This is a genomic window from Saccharothrix lopnurensis, assembly GCF_042658445.1.
Taxonomy (GTDB): Bacteria; Actinomycetota; Actinomycetes; order Mycobacteriales; family Pseudonocardiaceae; genus Actinosynnema; species Actinosynnema lopnurensis.
The window spans coordinates 73,679-90,086 of the sequence record NZ_JBHSQO010000011.1 but is presented as its reverse complement, the minus strand read 5'-3'; the positions used below and the strand labels follow the sequence as shown (position 1 = coordinate 90,086).

15 protein-coding genes and 1 riboswitch are annotated in these 16,408 nt (G+C 73.3%); of the genes, 9 read left to right on the top strand and 6 right to left on the bottom strand.

Going from position 1 to position 16,408, the window contains the following annotated elements:
* Positions 1-3: 3 nt before the first annotated feature.
* Entirely contained in the window at positions 4-1,608 is a 1,605-nt protein-coding gene (locus ACFP3R_RS13275) for a carboxyl transferase domain-containing protein (RefSeq protein WP_380635967.1), read from the bottom strand.
* A gap of 152 nt (positions 1,609-1,760) precedes the next feature.
* A complete protein-coding gene (locus ACFP3R_RS13270; protein ID WP_380635966.1) occupies positions 1,761-2,546 on the bottom strand; it encodes an SGNH/GDSL hydrolase family protein in 786 nt (261 codons plus the stop codon).
* Positions 2,547-2,738: 192 nt separating this feature from the next.
* Between ACFP3R_RS13270 and ACFP3R_RS13265 the strand changes: the two genes are divergently transcribed.
* From ACFP3R_RS13265 to ACFP3R_RS13250, 4 genes are all read left to right on the top strand, one after another.
* Complete coding sequence (locus ACFP3R_RS13265) at positions 2,739-3,314, top strand: SACE_7040 family transcriptional regulator (RefSeq protein WP_465269991.1); 576 nt, start codon at positions 2,739-2,741, stop codon at positions 3,312-3,314.
* A 45-nt stretch (positions 3,315-3,359) separates the two neighbouring features.
* Positions 3,360-3,911 carry an NUDIX domain-containing protein gene (locus tag ACFP3R_RS13260; RefSeq protein WP_380635964.1) on the top strand — a complete coding sequence of 184 codons (552 nt, stop codon included), beginning with the start codon at positions 3,360-3,362 and terminating at the stop codon, positions 3,909-3,911.
* A gap of 83 nt (positions 3,912-3,994) precedes the next feature.
* A complete protein-coding gene (locus ACFP3R_RS13255; protein ID WP_380635962.1) occupies positions 3,995-6,136 on the top strand; it encodes a phospholipase A2 in 2,142 nt (713 codons plus the stop codon).
* A 310-nt stretch (positions 6,137-6,446) separates the two neighbouring features.
* Positions 6,447-6,947 carry a hypothetical protein gene (locus ACFP3R_RS13250; RefSeq protein ID WP_380635961.1) on the top strand — a complete coding sequence of 167 codons (501 nt, stop codon included), beginning with the start codon at positions 6,447-6,449 and terminating at the stop codon, positions 6,945-6,947.
* 41 nt (positions 6,948-6,988) lie between these two features.
* On the opposite strand, the gene metX is transcribed toward ACFP3R_RS13250, so the two are convergent.
* Both metX and ACFP3R_RS13240 read right to left on the bottom strand, forming a co-directional pair.
* Positions 6,989-7,966 carry a homoserine O-acetyltransferase MetX gene (gene metX / locus ACFP3R_RS13245; protein WP_380636136.1) on the bottom strand — a complete coding sequence of 326 codons (978 nt, stop codon included), beginning with the start codon at positions 7,964-7,966 and terminating at the stop codon, positions 6,989-6,991.
* Between the two features lie 164 nt (positions 7,967-8,130).
* Complete coding sequence (locus ACFP3R_RS13240) at positions 8,131-9,420, bottom strand: bifunctional o-acetylhomoserine/o-acetylserine sulfhydrylase (protein ID WP_380635959.1); 1,290 nt, start codon at positions 9,418-9,420, stop codon at positions 8,131-8,133.
* 220 nt (positions 9,421-9,640) lie between these two features.
* On the opposite strand from ACFP3R_RS13240, the gene ACFP3R_RS13235 reads away from it, so the two are divergent.
* From ACFP3R_RS13235 to ACFP3R_RS13220, 4 genes are all read left to right on the top strand, one after another.
* Complete coding sequence (locus ACFP3R_RS13235) at positions 9,641-10,660, top strand: Gfo/Idh/MocA family oxidoreductase (RefSeq protein ID WP_380635958.1); 1,020 nt, start codon at positions 9,641-9,643, stop codon at positions 10,658-10,660.
* A gap of 193 nt (positions 10,661-10,853) precedes the next feature.
* A complete protein-coding gene (locus tag ACFP3R_RS13230; RefSeq protein ID WP_380635957.1) occupies positions 10,854-11,207 on the top strand; it encodes an SSI family serine proteinase inhibitor in 354 nt (117 codons plus the stop codon).
* Positions 11,208-11,674: 467 nt separating this feature from the next.
* Entirely contained in the window at positions 11,675-12,382 is a 708-nt protein-coding gene (locus ACFP3R_RS13225; protein WP_380635955.1) for a hypothetical protein, read from the top strand.
* Complete coding sequence (locus ACFP3R_RS13220; RefSeq protein WP_380635954.1) at positions 12,379-12,867, top strand: glutathione peroxidase; 489 nt, start codon at positions 12,379-12,381, stop codon at positions 12,865-12,867. Before ACFP3R_RS13225 ends, ACFP3R_RS13220 begins: the two co-directional genes overlap by 4 nt.
* Positions 12,868-12,925: 58 nt before the next feature.
* Here ACFP3R_RS13220 and ACFP3R_RS13215 read toward each other — a convergent pair whose 3' ends face one another.
* Together ACFP3R_RS13215 and gcvH are read right to left on the bottom strand one after the other, a co-directional pair.
* The gene (locus ACFP3R_RS13215) at positions 12,926-14,290 is read right to left on the bottom strand and encodes an L-serine ammonia-lyase (RefSeq protein WP_380635952.1); all 1,365 of its coding nucleotides are present in this window, start codon (positions 14,288-14,290) and stop codon (positions 12,926-12,928) included.
* Positions 14,291-14,292: 2 nt separating this feature from the next.
* On the bottom strand, positions 14,293-14,673 hold the full coding sequence (gene gcvH / locus ACFP3R_RS13210) for a glycine cleavage system protein GcvH (RefSeq protein ID WP_380635950.1): 381 nt from the start codon (positions 14,671-14,673) through the stop codon (positions 14,293-14,295).
* 123 nt (positions 14,674-14,796) lie between these two features.
* A riboswitch (glycine riboswitch) is annotated at positions 14,797-14,892 on the bottom strand.
* Positions 14,893-15,086: 194 nt separating this feature from the next.
* Here gcvH and ald point away from each other — a divergent pair.
* Positions 15,087-16,193, top strand: coding sequence for an alanine dehydrogenase (gene ald, locus ACFP3R_RS13205; protein WP_380635949.1), 1,107 nt, complete (start codon positions 15,087-15,089; stop codon positions 16,191-16,193).
* Positions 16,194-16,408: the final 215 nt, after the last annotated feature.

The window sequence follows — 16,408 nt, the reverse complement described above, 5'->3', positions numbered from 1 at the left end:
CCATCACATCCGGAAGACGCCGTAGGACACCGGCTCGATCGGGGCGTTGGCCGCCGTGGACAGGGCCAGCCCGAGCACGGTGCGCGTGTCGAGCGGGTCGATCACGCCGTCGTCCCACAGGCGCGCGGTGGAGTAGTACGGGTTGCCCTGGTCCTCGTACTGCCGCCGGATCGGGGCCTTGAACGCCTCCTCGTCCTCCGCCGACCACGCGTCGCCGAGCTGGTCGCGCCGCACGGTGGCGAGCACGGACGCGGCCTGCTCGCCGCCCATGACGGAGATCCGGGCGTTCGGCCACATCCAGAGGAACCGGGGCGAGTAGGCCCGGCCGCACATCGAGTAGTTGCCCGCGCCGAACGAACCGCCGATGACCACGGTGAACTTCGGCACCCGCGCGCACGCCACCGCGGTGACCATCTTCGCGCCGTGCTTGGCGATGCCGGCGGCCTCGTACTCGCGGCCGACCATGAACCCGCTGATGTTCTGGAGGAACACCAGCGGCACGGACCGCTGGTCGCACAGCTGGATGAAGTGCGCGCCCTTCTGGGCGGACTCGCCGAACAGCACGCCGTTGTTGGCGACGATGCCGACCGGGTGGCCGTGGATGCGGGCGAAGCCGGTGACGAGCGTCGTGCCGTACTGCTCCTTGAACTCCTGGAACCGGCTGCCGTCGACGACGCGGGCGATGACCTCGCGCACGTCGTAGGGGGTGCGGCTGTCGGTGGGCACGACGCCGTACAGCTCGCCCGGGTCGACCACCGGTTCCACGCTCGGCTCCACCCGCCACGGGCGCGGGGCGCGCGGTCCGAGGGTGGAGACGATGGAGCGGACGACGCGCAGCGCGTGCCCGTCGTCCTCGGCGAGGTGGTCGGTGACGCCGGAGGTGCGCGAGTGCAGCTCGCCGCCGCCCAGCTCCTCGGCGGTGACGACCTCGCCGGTCGCGGCCTTCACCAGGGGCGGGCCGCCGAGGAAGATCGTGCCCTGGCCGCGCACGATGACCGCCTCGTCGGACATCGCGGGCACGTACGCGCCGCCCGCCGTGCAGGAGCCGAGGACGGCCGCGACCTGCGGGATGCCGCGGGCGGACATGGTGGCCTGGTTGAAGAAGATGCGGCCGAAGTGCTCGCGGTCGGGGAACACCTCGTCCTGGCGCGGGAGGAACGCGCCGCCGGAGTCCACCAGGTACACGCAGGGCAGGTTGTTGTGCAGCGCCACCTCCTGGGCGCGGAGGTGCTTCTTGACCGTCATCGGGTAGTAGGTGCCGCCCTTGACCGTGGCGTCGTTGGCGACCACCACGACCTCCCGGCCCGAGACGCGCCCCACGCCGGTGATGACGCCCGCGGCGGGGGCCTCGTCGTCGTACATGCCGTCCGCGGCGAGCGGCGAGAGCTCCAGGAACGGCGAGCCGGGGTCGAGCAGGGTGTCCACGCGGTCGCGGGGCAGCAGCTTGCCGCGCTCCACGTGCCGCCTGCGGGCCTTCTCCGGGCCGCCGCTCGCGGCCGCGCGGAGCTTGGCGCGCAGCTCGCGCACCAGGCGCGCGTGCTCGTCGTGGTAGCGCCGGAAGGCGTCGGCCGACTTGTCGGCGACGCTGCGCAGCACCGGGGCGTCCATCGGGCTCCTCGCGGTTAGCCATCGTTAACCTACGAGGATGTTAGCGCCTGTTAACGGAACCGGACAAGCGGGAGGGGGCCGCCGGCTACGGCCCCCTCTTCGGTGCCCGGCGGTCAGGCCGCGGTCAGGCCGCGGCGATCAGGCCGCAACGATCAGGCCACGGCGGCGAACTGCGGCAGGTAGCCGAGGCGCTGGCCGTTGCGGTTCGGGTGGTAGGACTCGTCGACCGGCCAGGACAGGCTGTTCAGCCACCAGTCCGACGAGCAGATCTCGTGCCCGGTGAACGCCCCGCGCAGGTCGCGGTAGGTGAACGACCGGGCACCCGCGCGGGCCGAGATGACCTGGTGCAGGGTGTCGGCGGCGGAGTTGATCGCGGCCCGCTTGGTGTCGCTCAGGCCGACCGAGCAGGTGCCGGGCACCTTGTAGAGGCGCGGGTAGCCCAGCACGACGACCTTCGCGGACGGCGCGCGGTTGCGGATCTGGGTGTAGACGTTGTCCAGCTGGCCGGGCAGGGTCCCGGTGGCGTAAGCCTTGGCCTGGTTCACCCGGTTGGTGCAGGACGCGTCCGTGCCCAGGGTGCAGCTGGTGATCACGTCGGAGAAGCCGGCGTCGTTCCCGCCGATCGAGATGCTGACCAGCGAGGTGGTCGAGGCGAGCGCGCTGATCTGGTTGTTCAGCACGTCGCCGGTCCGGGCGCCGGAGCAGGCGACGAATGTGAAGGACGCGGGCGCGTTGGCCGCCGCCCACAGCGCGGGATAGGCGTACTGGCTGCGCTTGCAGCTGCCGGAGTCGCTGTAGTACGAGCCGGTGCCGGTCCCGGAGGAGTAGGAGTCGCCGAGCGCGACGTAATTGGCTCCCGCGGCGTGGGCCGGGGTCACGAGCGCCAGCGACGCGGCGAACGCGACCGCGGCGCTGAGCAGGGTTTTGACAGGACGCATCGGAGCCTCCCGAAGGGGGAACAGCGCAGGGTGTGATGCAGTGCACAACAACAGGTACCAGCAGGTAGACCCGCCCAAGAAGAGTGGGTCAAGAGTTAACGAAGTGCTACAGAAAGTAGTTAACGATCTCCGGGTGGCCCCGAAGTTAACGGCCGTTTACCCGGGGTGGGCGAGCCGCTTAAGATGGGCGCCGTGCCGGACGTACCCGTGAAGCAGAGCCGCCGCGACCAGATCCTGGCCGCCGCCGCCGAACTGTTCGCCCGGCACGGCTTCCACGGGGTCGGGATCGACGACATCGGCGCGGCCGTGGGTATTTCCGGACCCGCGCTCTACCGGCATTTCCGCAGCAAGGACGCGATGCTGGGAGAAATGCTGACGCAGATCAGCGAACGCCTGCTGGACGGCGGGCTCGCCCGCGTCGCGGTGTCCCGGGACCCGGGGCACGCGCTGCGGGAGCTGATCCGCTGGCACGTCGACTTCGCGCTGGACGACCCGGCGCTGATCACCGTGCAGATCCGGAACCTGGCCAACCTGACCGACCCCGACCGGCGGCGGGTGAGAGCGCTCCAGCGGCGCTACGTCGAGGTGTGGGTCGAGACGATCCGCAAGACCTCGCCGGAGGTGGACGAGCCGACCGCGCGGGCCGCCGCGCACGCGGTGTTCGGCCTGATCAACTCCACCCCGCACAGCGCCCACCTGGACCGGGAGCAGATGGCGAAGCTGCTCTCGCGGATGGCGCTGGCCTCGCTCTCGGGCGCGGTCGGCTGAGCGCCGACCCTCGGGAAAGCGACCCCGGGCCGTAAGACTGGGGGCATGAGCATCAAGACGCTGTCGTCCAGGGTCGTGTACGAGAACCCGTGGCTGTCGCTGCGCGAGGACCGGATCGAGCTCGCCAACGGGTCGCGCGGCGTCTACTCGGTGATCGACAAACCCGACTTCGCGCTGGTGATCCCCCTGGAGGACGACGGGTACCACCTGGTGGAGCAGTACCGGTACCCGGTCGGGCACCGGTCCTGGGAGTTCCCGTCCGGCTCGTTCCCGCAGGGCGTGACCGGCACGCCGGAGGAGCTGGCCGTCGCCGAGCTGGCCGAGGAGACCGGGTTCACCGCGCGCCGGTTCGACCGGCTGGGCTACATCCACAGCTCGAACAGCATGACCGGCGCGGGCGGCCACGTGTTCCTCGCCTCCGGGCTCGTGCCCGGCGAGCCGAACCGGGAGGAGACCGAGCAGGACATGCGCCAGCGCTGGTTCCCGCGCCGGGAGGTGGAGCAGATGCTGCGCGACGGCGTGATCTCCGAGAGCACCTGCGTCGCCGCCTACCTGCTGCTGACCCTGTGGCGGCAGGACCACCCCGGGCTGCGCTGACCGGTGGTGGGGCCGGCCCCACCCCCTACCGGGGGCTCACAGGGTTGGCGGGCCGTGACGCCGGTCCGTAGCCTGGGTGGCCGATGGGTGACGACAGGGTGAGGACCGCCGGGGGGTGGCCGGGCTTCCGGTTGCTCGCCCGCTTACCGGCCTGGTGCCGCTTCACCCTGATCACCCTGGCCGTGTTCGCGTGCGGCGTGATCGCCTCCCGCCCCGCGGGCGCCACCGACCCGCCCCCGCTCACCGGGGACGTCGCCGTCGCCGCCCGCGCCGTGGCGGCGATGGCCAACCCCACCTCCGCCGACCCCCTGCCCGGGTTCCCCGACGACTTCACCGAGGTCGTCCACCGCACGCCGCGGGTCGTCACCGCCCCGGACGGCACCACCCGCGCCATCGACCCCAACGGGGGCTGCTCCGGCCCCGCCGGCGACACCGAGTGGGACTTCGGCACCGGCTGCCGGGCCCACGACCTCGGCTACGACCTGCTCCGCTACGCCGAGAGCAAGGGCCGCCCCCTCGACCGGCAGGCGCGCGAGTCGCTGGACACCCGCCTCGTCGTGGACATGAACGCCCAGTGCGACCGCAACCCGCGCGGCAGCGCCGACCGGTGCCGCGCCACCGCCCAGCTCTACACCGCGGGCCTGGAGTTCAACTCGTGGCGGCAGCGCTGGGGGCCGCCGGGCCACGAGCCGGTGCTGGCCTGGGGCTTCGGCAGCGCCGTCGTCGTCTTCCTGCTCGTCGCCCGCCTGCCGCACCGCCGCGAGCCGCCCGGACCGCCGCCGCCGACGCGGCACCCCGACCGCTACGCCACCTTCCTCCGGCTGGCCGCCCTGGGCCTGGTCGTCATCGGCCAGTCGGTGCTGACCGTGCTGCACTGGGCGGGCACCGGCGCCACCTGGCTGTGGCTGCTCACCTGGGTCCTCCAGGCCACCCCGGTCTTCTACTTCGCGGGCGGCCACGCCAACCTGGTCAGCTGGCACGCCGTCCAGGCCGAGCACGGCGGCTACGGGCGCTACCTGGCCGCCCGCACCTCGTGGCTGCTGCGCCCGGTGCTGGCCTTCGTGCTGGCCTGGCTGGTCCTGCCGCTGCCGCTGGAGCTGCTCGACGTGGACAAGTCGCGGGTCGAGCTGTTCGGCCGGCTCATCGCCCACCCGCTGTGGTTCCTCGGCCTCTACCTGGTCGCGGTGGCCGCCACCCCGGTGATGGCCCGGCTGCACCGCGACGCCCGCCTGGTCACCCCGGTCGCGCTGGTCGCCCTGATGATCCTGGTCGACGCGCTGCGCATCGGCTTCGACTGGCGCACCGGCGGCCACGTCAACCTGCTCCTGGGCGCGCTGCTGCTCCAGCAGCTCGGGTTCCACTACGCCGACGGCAGCCTGCTCCGGCTCTCCCGGCGCGTGCTCGCCCTGCTCGCGGTGGCCGCCGTGCCCGTGCTGCTGGCGCTGATCACCCTCGGCGGCTACCCGCGCACCATGATGGCGCTGCCCGGCGAGCGGACCTCCAACCTCAGCCCGCCCACCGTCTGCCTGCTGGTGCTCGGCCTGGCCCAGATCTGCGTGGTGCTGCTGCTGCGGCCCCGCGCGTCGGCGTGGCTGGAGGGGCACCGCCAGTGGCGGGTGGTCGAGTTCGCCCGCACCGCCCCGATGACGGTCTACCTCGGCTACCTCACCGCGCTCGCCGCCGTGGTCGGCCTGCTCGGGGTGCTCGACGGGCCCGCCGCGTTCGGCTGGGTCGTGCACCGGCCCCGCTGGCTGGCCGTGCTCGTGCTGCTGCTCCTGCCGGTGCTGCTGCTGTTCCACCGCTTCGAGCGCGGCGCCACCCAGCTGCCGTGCCGGACCCGGGAGACCCACCGCACCCGGCTGGCGGTCACCCTCGGCGTCGGCTACGGCGTGCTGGGCGTGCTCGGGTTCTTCGTCACCGGGTTCGCGGGCGCGGCGGGCACGCTGGTGGTGTTCCGGGTCGACCCGCTCCAGAACCTGATCCACCTGCTGCTCGGCTGGTACCTGCTGCACACCGCGCACGCGGGCAACTGCCACTCCCGCCGGCCCTGGCTGCTGACCGCGCTGGCCTGCGTGCCCGCCCTGCTGGTGCTCCGGCCGACCGCCGCGGAGATCGCCCTGCACGGCGGGACGATCCTGGTCGCGCTGCTGGCGGCGGTGCCGAAGCAGGACCCGGCGCAGCACGAGGAGCACGAGCAGCCGCGCGAGGCGCTCCGACAGCCGTAGGCCGTCCGGGTCGCCGGGCCCGGACCGACCGCGCCGGGACAGTCCGAACAGGACCGGGCGGCGCGGGTCCACCACCCGTCCGGGGGGTGGCGGACACCGCCGGGACCCGCGCGGTCGCGCGGCGGGGCCACCCGGGGGAAAGTGCGGATCATGAGCCTGACGCCGGCCGGCCGGGGGTACCCCGGCACGTGCGCTCGGACGCGACATACCCGAGCGGCACCCCGGCGGACAAGGCGTTGCTTCAGCCGAACACCACCGGGTAGGCAATAGGCAAGAGCTGTGCACACCTACTCCCTCGGAAGATGGCCGCATGCACCCGCAGCAAGATCCGGACCGCCGCGCACGGCTCCAGGCCGTGGCCGCCGAGGCCCTGGCCGCCGCCAAGGTCGGTGAGGACGCGGTCGCGGTCGACCTGGTCACCGGCTACCTCAGCGGCTCGCCCGAGGGCAACGAGGAGATCCGGGAGCTGGTCCTGCTGCTGTTCTCCGAGTGCAGCGAGATGGTCGCCGCGCTCGGCTCGGGCGGCGCGACCCCGGTGAAGATGCAGGTCTTCGACGAGGACGGGCAGGAGGTGCCGATCGACGACGCCGACCCGCCGGTGCGCACCGCGATCCGCACGCTGCTCGCCGAGGTGCACGGCGACGAGGAGGCGGCGGCCGAGCAGATCGAGATCGCGCTGGCCAACGGGCAGCCGCAGGAGCTGGCCACCGTGGTGCTCCAGGCGCTGCGCTGGACGGTGAAGCTGGCCGCCGAGTGCCAGGCCCGCGACCTGCCCGTGGCGCCCTGGATCGCCACCGCGCTGGAGGAGTGACCGGCCCGCGCAAGCGCTTGCGGGACGCGGGCCGGCCCGCGTCACCGGGGGTGCCGGACCCCCTCCAGCAGCTCGTCCACCAGCTTGGCCACCTGGTCGACCTCGATCAGGAACGCGTCGTGGCCGTAGGGCGAGGTCACCACGCGCAGGGCGCCCGCGCCGGGCACGGCCTCGGCGATCTCCGCCTGGAGGTGCGGCGGGTAGAGCCGGTCCGAGTCGATGCCCGCCACGATCGTGCGCGCGGTGACCCGGCCCAGCGCCGCCCGCACGCCGCCCCGGTCCCGACCCACGTCGTGGCCGTTCATGGCCTCGGTCAGCACCGCGTAGCTCTCCGGGTCGAACCGGCGGGCGAGCTTGTCGGCGTGGTGGTCCAGGTAGGACTCGACGGCGAACCGCCCGTCCGGCTGCACCGCGCGCCCGAACCGGGTCGCCAGCTCCGGCTCGCTGCGGTAGCTGACGTGGGCGATCCGCCGGGCCACGCCCATGCCCCCGACCGGGTCCAGCGCGATCGCGTGCAGCTGGGCCGAGGCCAGCGCGATGTTCTCCGCGGTCGACGCCGCGGGCGAGGCCAGCACCAGCAGCGACCGCACCCGGTCGGGCTCGGACACCGCCCACTCCAGCGCGCGCATCCCGCCCATCGACCCACCCAGCACCGCGGCCCACGCGCCGATGCCCAGGTGGTCGGCCAGCAGCACCTCGGCCGCCACCTGGTCCCGCACGGACACGCGCGGGAACCGCGGGCCCCACGGGGCCCCGTCCGGCGCGGGGGCCCACGGCCCGGTGGTGCCCTGGCAGCCGCCCAGCACGTTCGGCGCGACCACGAACCACTCGGCCGGGTCCAGCGCCCGGCCGGGCCCGACCAGGCCGTCCCACCAGCCCGGCGTCGGGTGGCCCGGCTCGACCCCGCCCGCCACGTGGCTGTCGCCGGTCAGCGCGTGCAGCACCAGCACCGCGTTCGAGCGGTCCTCGTTCGGCTCGCCCCACGTCTCGTAGGCGATCGACAGGGGCAGGCCGGGCAGGGCGCCGCGGAACCAGCGGCGCCGCCCGACGGGGTCCCCCTCCCGCCACCCACCGGTGGCGGGAGGGGTCTCCCCGACGGTGGTCCTGGAAAATCCGGGGTTCCTGGAAAATCCGGGGTTCCTCGAAAATCCGGGGTTCCTCGAAAATCCGGGGTTCCCGGGGGTCACAGCACCGACTTCGCGGCGCGGAACCCCGCCTCCAGGTCGGCCTTGAGGTCCTCCACGCCCTCGATGCCGACCGACAGCCGGATCAGGCCCGGCGTGACGCCCGCGACGAGCTGCTCCTCCGGGGTGAGCTGGCTGTGCGTGGTGCTGGCCGGGTGGATGATCAGGCTGCGCACGTCGCCGATGTTGGCCAGCTGGCTGAACAGCTCGACCCCGTCCGCGAACGCCCGCCCCGCCTCGACGCCGCCGTGCAGCTCGAACGACACGATGCCGCCCTGCCCGTTCGGCAGGTACTTCAGGGCGAGGGCGTGCCACTGGCTGGACTCCAGGCCCGCGTAGTGCACCTTCGCCACCTCGTCGCGCGCCTCCAGCCAGCGGGCCAGCTCCAGCGCGTTGGCCGAGTGCCGCTCCAGCCGCAGCGACAGCGTCTCGATGCCCTGGACGACCAGGAAGCTGTTCAGCGGGGCGATGGCCGCGCCGGTGTCGCGCAGGCCCTGCACCCGCAGCTTCGCGGCGAACGCGCCGTGGCCGAGCGCGGGCCAGTACTGGAGACCGTGGTAGCTGGGGTCGGGCTCGGTGAAGTCGGGGAACCGCTCGGCGTCGGAGAACTCGAACTTCCCGCCGTCGACCACCACGCCCGCGATGGCGGTGCCGTGGCCGCCGAGGTACTTGGTGGCGGAGTGGATCACGATGTCCGCGCCGTGCTCCAGGGGCCGCAGCAGGTAGGGCGTCGGCACCGTGTTGTCCACGACCAGCGGCACGCCCGCCGCGTGCGCCACCTCCGCCACGCCCTCGATGTCGAGCACGTTGCTGCGCGGGTTGGCCAGCGACTCGGCGAAGAACGCCTTGGTGTTGGGCCGCACGGCCGCGCGCCACGCGTCGAGGTCGTCGGGGTCGTCCACGAAGGACACCTCGATGCCGAGCTTGGGCAGCGTGTAGTGGAACAGGTTGTAGGTGCCGCCGTAGAGGGAGGCGCTGGAGACGAGGTGGTCGCCCGCGCGGGCGAGGTTGAGGATCGTGGCGGTCTCGGCGGCCTGGCCGGAGGCGAACGCCACCGCCGCGATGCCGCCCTCCAGCGCCGCGACCCGCTGTTCGAGCACGTCCTGGGTGGGGTTGTTGATGCGGGTGTAGATGTTGCCGGGCTCCGCGAGGCTGAACAGCGCCGCGCCGTGCGCGGTGTCGCGGAACACGAACGAGGTGGTCTGGTAGATCGGCGTGGCCCGGGCGCCGGTGGCGGGGTCGGGCGCGGCGCCGGAGTGGACCTGCTTCGTGTCGAACGACCAGGACATGCGGGGTGCTCCTGTCGGGCTGGGGGGTGGTGAGGGCACGCCGAAGGGGGAGACGGCGGTGCTGGAACGAGGTGGATCAGCCGGGGTGACAGGCCGTGCTGGTGACACGCGCGTAGTCCACGTGCCGTCGGGTCACCAGCAGACTCATGGGGCTGAAGGTAGCGCTGCGTGACAACCCACGACAGGGCGTCCACGTCGTGGGACGCCTAGGGTTCCCGGTATGCGCACCGCACTGATCGGCTACGGGCTCGGGGGAGCCGCGTTCCACGCCCCGTTCATCGCCACCGCGCCCGGTCTGGAGCTGGCCGCCGTGGTCACCGGCAACGCCGAGCGCCGGGCCGAGGTGGGGGCCCGCTACCCCGGGGCGGAGCTGATCGCGTCCCCCGACGAGCTGTGGGCGCGCGCCGACGAGTTCGACCTGGCCGTGGTGACCACGCCGAACCGCTTCCACGCCCCGCACGCCCGCGCCGCGCTGGAGCACGGCCTGAGCGCGGTGGTGGACAAGCCGTTCGCGGCGACCGCGGCGCAGGCGCGCGAACTGGTGGACCTGGCGGCGTCCCGGGGGCTGCTGCTCGCGCCGTTCCACAACCGGCGCTGGGACGGCGACTTCCGCACGGTGGCGCGGCTGGTCGGGGACGGCGAGCTGGGCCGGGTGCACCGGTTCGAGTCGCGGTTCGAGCGGTGGCGGCCGGAGGTCAAGGACTCCTGGAAGGAGTCCGGCGACCCGGCGGACCTGGGCAGCATCGTGTACGACCTGGGGACGCACCTGGTCGACCAGGCCATCGCGCTGTTCGGGCGGCCCACCGCGGTGTACGCGGAGGTGCGCGCGCTGCGCCCCGGCGCGGTGGCGCACGACGACGCGTTCCTGGCGCTGACCCACACCACCGGCGCGGTGTCGCACCTGTGGGCTTCGGCGCTGGCGGCCGCGCTCGGGCCCCGGTTCCGGGTGCTGGGCGACCGGACGGCGTTCGTGAAGTTCGGCATGGACCCGCAGGAGGAGGCGCTGAAGGCGGGTGCGACGCCCGGCGGGCCCGGGTGGGGAGAGGACGACGAGGAGCACCGGGGGTTGTTGGGCGAGGTGCCGGTGCGCACCTCACCGGGGGCCTACCAGGACTTCTACGCGGCTGTCGCGGCCGGTCAGGCCCCGGTGCCGGCGGCCGACGCGGTGGCCGGGCTGGAGGTCGTGGAGGCGGCGTTCGAGTCGGCGCGGACGGGGAGCGTGGTCCCGCTCGCCCGCTGATGGGCGCGGGGGTGGGTGTGGTGGAGGAGGTTCGCGCGGGAGGGCCGGCTGCCGACCTCGCCCGCGTTCCCGGTCCACTCGACACCGCCGGGATGGGCGCGATATTCGACCTGATCGTGGCGGAACTTTAGCGGAACCACACTTTCCGGTGAGATAACTGGAGGAGGCGGTGCCGTGGGCCCATGGTGGGCACATGGCACCACTCCCCGTCCTCGCGGCGATCGCCGCACTGATTCCCAGCTTCGCCGCCCCGGAGTCGAGCTTCGTGCTCAGCACGACGCGCGACGGAGCGCTCCAGGTCGTCAACCTCATCTGCGAACCGAACGGAGGTCTGCACCCCCGGGCGGACGAGACCTGCGCCGCGCTGTCCGAGGTGGACGGTCAGGTCGGCGGCATGAACCCCGGTCAGGGCGCTTGCACGATGGAGTACGCCCCCGTGCGGGTGAAGGCCACCGGCAAGTGGCGCGGTGAGAAGCGCTCGTTCCAGGCGGAGTTCTCGAACGCCTGCCTGATGCGCGCGCACACGGGCCCCGTCTTCGACTTCTGACGACCACCGACCCGAGGGCCCGGGAAGGGGGCCACGACACCGCCGCCGAAGTCGCGGTCCCCTCCCCGGGTTGAAGAGGTCCTCGGACCTCTCGCCGTTGACGTTAGGGGCGGTTCACACCAGCGTCAACGAAGTTCACATCGGTGAAACCACGCGGGTCCGCCCCGTCCCCCCGGGGGTCACGGAGCGCCCGTTCGCCTGCTCCACCCGAGTGATCGGACCTCATCCGCACACGCCCCCGTCTCAGCTGGCCCGATCCATCCTCCGCCGGAAACTCCCCGGGGGGATGACGATGGGTGACTTCCGGCTGTGCGCGATCGGCGTTCCGGTGACGTTCCGACCGCTGGACCACCGGGCGCGCCGGCTGCCCGGCCCGCGCGGGCGGGAGCGCGCCGACACCCGGCGGGGACGCGGTGTTCCCGGGCCACGCGGTTGACGCCCACCGGGGCCGCTGCCGGCCTGGCCGGATGGGGGAGGCGAGCGCAACCGGGCACCGCACGGCGGTGGCGCGGCGGGCCTGGGCGGTGCCGCTGCTGTTCTTCGGGACGGCCTCGCCGCTGGCCGTGCCGCTGTACCAACCGGGCGGGTCGGGGCAGCGCGCGGGCCACGTGCTCGCGCTGCTGGTGGACCTGCCGGACCTGCGCCACCCGACCGCGGTCGGCCTGTACTGGACGGCCGTGCTGCTGGGCGGGACGTGGGTGGTCGCGCGGAGCCTCGGGTACACCGCGCCCGCGGGGGCTCACGCGACGGCCGCCGCGGTCGGCTGGGCCGCGTGGGCGGCGAGCACCGCCCTGCACGACCTGCCGCACTGGTGGGCGGGCACCGGCACGGGCGTGGTCCTGCTGGCCCTCGCCGCGGTCCTGTGGCGGCGCGGCGCGCTGTACCCGACGCTGGTGGCGGCGCTGCTCGGCACGGCCGTACTGGTGTGGTCGCACCCGGCGGTCGGCCCGCTGATCGCCCTCGGCGTCGGCCTGTTCGCGCTGGCGGACGCGGTGCCCGACAACGCACTCCGGACCACCGCGGCGGCGTTCGCGGCGGCGGTGTGCCTGTCGGCGGCGGTGGCGCCCGTCGAGGCCGGTTCGGTGTGGGCGCCGGGCGGGCCGCTGGTGCCGCCGGCGCTGGTGCTGGTCCTGGGCGGACTCGTCGGACTGCGGCGATCTAGCCTTCGGGCATGAGCATCCACGACATCCCGGTGCACACCCTGTCCGGTGAGCCGTCCAGCCTGGGCACGCTGGCCGGCCGGGCGCTGCTGGTGGTCAACGTCGCGTCCCGGTGCGGCCTGACGCCGCAGTACAAGGGCCTGGAGCAGCTGCACGAGCGGTACGCGGAGCGCGGCTTCTCGGTGGTCGGCTTCCCCTGCAACCAGTTCATGGGCCAGGAGCCGGGCACCGCGGAGGAGATCGCGACGTTCTGCTCCACCACGTACGGGGTGACGTTCCCGCTGTTCGAGAAGATCGAGGTGAACGGCCCCGACCGGCACCCGGTGTACCGGGAGCTGACCGCCGTCCCGGACGCCGCGGGCGAGGCCGGCGACGTGCAGTGGAACTTCGAGAAGTTCCTGCTGTCCCCGACCGGCGAGGTGGTCGCCCGCTTCCGCCCGGCGACCGACCCGGAGGCGGACGAGGTGGTGGCGGCGGTCGAGTCCGCGCTGCCGCGCTAGGACCCGGGCGGTTCCGCCCGACCGGACCCGAGGGCCCGGTCGGGCGGAGCTCACCGGATCAGCACTCGATGACGTTCACGGCCAACCCGCCGCGAGCCGTCTCCTTGTACTTGTCCTTCATGTCCCGGCCGGTCTCCCGCATGGTCTTGATGACCTTGTCCAGCGACACGAAGTGCGACCCGTCCCCCCGCAGCGCCATCCGCGCCGCCGTGATCGCCTTGATCGACGCCAGCGCGTTGCGCTCGATGCACGGGATCTGCACCAGACCGCCGATCGGGTCGCAGGTCAGCCCGAGGTTGTGCTCCATGGCGATCTCGGCCGCGTTCTCCACCTGCTCCGGCGTCCCGCCCAGCACCTCGGCCAGCCCGCCGGCCGCCATCGAGCAGGCCGAGCCGACCTCGCCCTGGCAGCCCACCTCGGCCCCCGAGATCGACGCGTTCTCCTTGAACAGCACGCCGACGGCACCCGCGGTCAGCAGGAAGCGCACCACGCCGTCGTCCGACGCGCCCGGCACGAACCGCCTGTAGTAGTGCAGCACCGCGGGCACGATGCCGGCCGCGCCGTTGGTCGGGGCCGTCACCACCCGGCCGCCCGCGGCGTTCTCCTCGTTCACCGCCAGCGCGAACAGCGTCACCCAGTCCATCACCCGCAGCGGGTCGGTGGCGTAGTGCTCGGCCGCCAGCAGCTGCCGCATCTCCGCGGCCCGCCGCCGGACCTTGAGCCCGCCGGGCAGCACGCCGGACTCCGTGCAGCCCCGCTCGACGCAGTCCTGCATCACCTGCCAGATGTGCAGCAGGCCGCCCCGGATGTCGGCCTCGTCCCGCCACGACCGCTCGTTGGCGAGCATCACCTCGCTGATCGACAGCCCGGACTCGCGGGTGCGGGCCAGCAGCTCGTCACCGGTCTTGAACGGGTGCGCCACCGGCGTCTGGTCCGGCTTGATCCGGTCGGTCCCGGTGGCCGTCTCGTCGACCACGAACCCGCCGCCGACCGAGTAGTACACCGCCGAGTCCACCACCGCCGAACCCGCGTAGGCCGTGAAGCTCATCCCGTTGGGGTGCAGCGGCAGGGACTTGCGCCGGTGCATGACCAGGTCGCCGTCCTCGGCGAAGGCGATCTCCCGCTCACCGCCCAGCCGGAGCCGCCCGGTCGCGCGGATCTCGGCCACCCGCACCTCGGCCCCCGAGGGGTCGACCTCCTCCGGGCGGTGCCCCTCCAGCCCGAGCAGCACCGCCTTCGGGCTGCCGTGGCCGTGGCCGGTCGCCCCGAGCGACCCGAACAGCTCCACCCGCACCCGGTCGACGGACGCGAGCGCGGGGCGCAGCCGGGCGGCGAACATCGTCGCCGCCCGCATCGGGCCGACCGTGTGCGAGCTGGACGGCCCGATGCCCACGGAGAACAGGTCGAACACGCTGATCGCCACGATCAGCCCTCGGTCAGTTCCGCGTACTTCGCCGCGGTCAGCAGGCCGGTGGCCTCCTCGACCGCCACCTTGAACAGCCAGCCGCGCCCGTACGGGTCGTTGTTGACCAGCGACGGGTCGGCGACCACGGCCGGGTTGACCTCGACGACCTCGCCGGTGACCGGCGCGTACAGCTCGCTGACCGACTTGGTGGACTCCAGCTCGCCGCACACCTCGCCGGAGGTCACCCTGGTGCCCGCCGCCGGCAGGTCGACGAACACGATGTCGCCCATCGACCCGGCCGCGTACGAGGTGATGCCGACCGCCACGGGGTCCGGGGTGCCCGGCACCCAGTCGACCCACTCGTGCTCGGGGGTGTACAGCAGCTTCTCCGGAAAGGTCACGACAGCGCTCCCTGGGTGGTGGTCCTGGTTCCCCCACTCTGTCCTGGGACCTGAGAGCTTCGCCGCACGAAGCTGCGGCTTGCACCGTTGGTGCGCGCCGTGGGGCACGCTTTCCAGAGTCGCCTCACCCGAGCGGTTCTCGCTGCCTGAGAGTGTGCGGGGTGCTTGCTCCTTCGGCGCCCCAGACGACACACCTGGGGTCTCTCCCGCGCGGGTTCCGGCGCCTCACGCGACGCCGCGGCCGATGTTCAGTTGGCTGTCCGCACGCTAGGTGGCGGGCGGGAGGGTGTCAACGCGCCGCACGACTTGTCCTCCCGGCACAACCGACCCCCCGGCCGTTGGTGCCGCGGGCACGATGACACCGCGTTCCGGGTACCCGACCTTTGGTGCAACGACGGCCGAAGGAGCCCACCGTGCGGATCGCAGTCCCCCGCGAGATCAAGAACCACGAGTACCGCGTCGCGCTGACCCCGGCGGGCGCCCACGAGCTGACCACCCGCGGCCACGAGGTCTACGTGGAGGCGGGCGCCGGGCTCGGTTCGGCCATCCCCGACGAGGAGTACCTCGCCGCGGGCGCGAAGGTGCTCGCGGGCGTGGACGACGTGTGGTCCGAGGGCGAGCTGGTGCTCAAGGTCAAGGAGCCGATCGCCGAGGAGTACCCCCGGCTGCGCGAGGGCCAGGTCCTGTTCACCTACCTGCACCTGGCCGCCGACCGGCCGCTGACCGAGGCGCTGCTGGCGTCCCGCACCACGGCCATCGCCTACGAGACCGTGCAGACCCCGAACGGCGCGCTGCCGCTGCTCGCGCCCATGTCCGAGGTCGCGGGCAGGCTCGCGCCGCAGGTGGGCGCGTTCGCGCTGATGAAGCCCTCCGGGGGCCGCGGGATGCTGCCCGGCGGCGTGCCCGGCGTGCACCCGGCGCGCGTGGTCGTCATCGGCGGCGGCGTGGCGGGCCTGAACGCGGCCACCATCGCCGCGGGCATGGGCGCGGACGTCGAGATCCTGGACACCAACATCGACCGGCTGCGGCACGTCGACGCCCTGTTCCAGGGCCGGTTGCGCACCGTCACGTCCAGCCGCTACGCCGTCGAGCAGGCCGTGCGCGAGGCCGACCTGGTGATCGGGGCGGTGCTGGTGCCCGGCGCCAAGGCCCCGAAGCTGGTGTCCAACGAGCTGGTGGCGCAGATGAGGCCCGGCTCGGTGCTGGTGGACATCGCGATCGACCAGGGCGGTTGCTTCGCCGACTCGCGGCCCACCACGCACGCCGACCCGACCTACCCGGTGCACGAGTCGGTCTTCTACTGCGTGGCCAACATGCCCGGCGCGGTGCCGCGCACCTCGACCTACGCGCTGACCAACGCGACCCTGCCGCACGCCGTGGCGCTGGCCGACCGGGGCTGGCGGGAGGCGCTGCGCGCGGACGCGTCGCTGGCGCTGGGCCTGAACGCGCACGAGGGCGCGCTGACCAACCTGCCGGTGGCGCAGGCCCACGACCTGGAGCACACCGCGCTCGCGATCTGATCCCGGAAGGAGAGGGCCCCGCTCACCGAACGTGAGCGGGGCCCTCGACATAAAAGGCGGCCCGCTCAACCAGCCTGGGGGTCACTGGGAGCGGGCCGCGCTGCCAATCCTAGCCGGAGTCGGGGGTCCGTGCCCAGCGGGCCCACCGGTCCGGCCGACAGCACCCGACCGGTGAACCACCGTGCGTGCGCATCGCTCAAGCGAAAGGGTGAACA

Bases quoted from the DNA above. Each gene is read 5' to 3' on its own strand.
- ACFP3R_RS13275 (WP_380635967.1), bottom strand. From the start codon at position 1,608: ATGGACGCCCCGGTGCTGCGCAGCGTCGCCGACAAGTCGGCCGACGCC.
- ACFP3R_RS13270 (WP_380635966.1), bottom strand. From the start codon at position 2,546: ATGCGTCCTGTCAAAACCCTGCTCAGCGCCGCGGTCGCGTTCGCCGCG.
- ACFP3R_RS13260 (WP_380635964.1), top strand. From the start codon at position 3,360: ATGAGCATCAAGACGCTGTCGTCCAGGGTCGTGTACGAGAACCCGTGG.
- ACFP3R_RS13255 (WP_380635962.1), top strand. From the start codon at position 3,995: ATGGGTGACGACAGGGTGAGGACCGCCGGGGGGTGGCCGGGCTTCCGG.
- ACFP3R_RS13250 (WP_380635961.1), top strand. From the start codon at position 6,447: ATGCACCCGCAGCAAGATCCGGACCGCCGCGCACGGCTCCAGGCCGTG.
- ACFP3R_RS13240 (WP_380635959.1), bottom strand. From the start codon at position 9,420: ATGTCCTGGTCGTTCGACACGAAGCAGGTCCACTCCGGCGCCGCGCCC.
- ACFP3R_RS13235 (WP_380635958.1), top strand. From the start codon at position 9,641: ATGCGCACCGCACTGATCGGCTACGGGCTCGGGGGAGCCGCGTTCCAC.
- ACFP3R_RS13230 (WP_380635957.1), top strand. From the start codon at position 10,854: ATGGCACCACTCCCCGTCCTCGCGGCGATCGCCGCACTGATTCCCAGC.
- ACFP3R_RS13225 (WP_380635955.1), top strand. From the start codon at position 11,675: ATGGGGGAGGCGAGCGCAACCGGGCACCGCACGGCGGTGGCGCGGCGG.
- ACFP3R_RS13220 (WP_380635954.1), top strand. From the start codon at position 12,379: ATGAGCATCCACGACATCCCGGTGCACACCCTGTCCGGTGAGCCGTCC.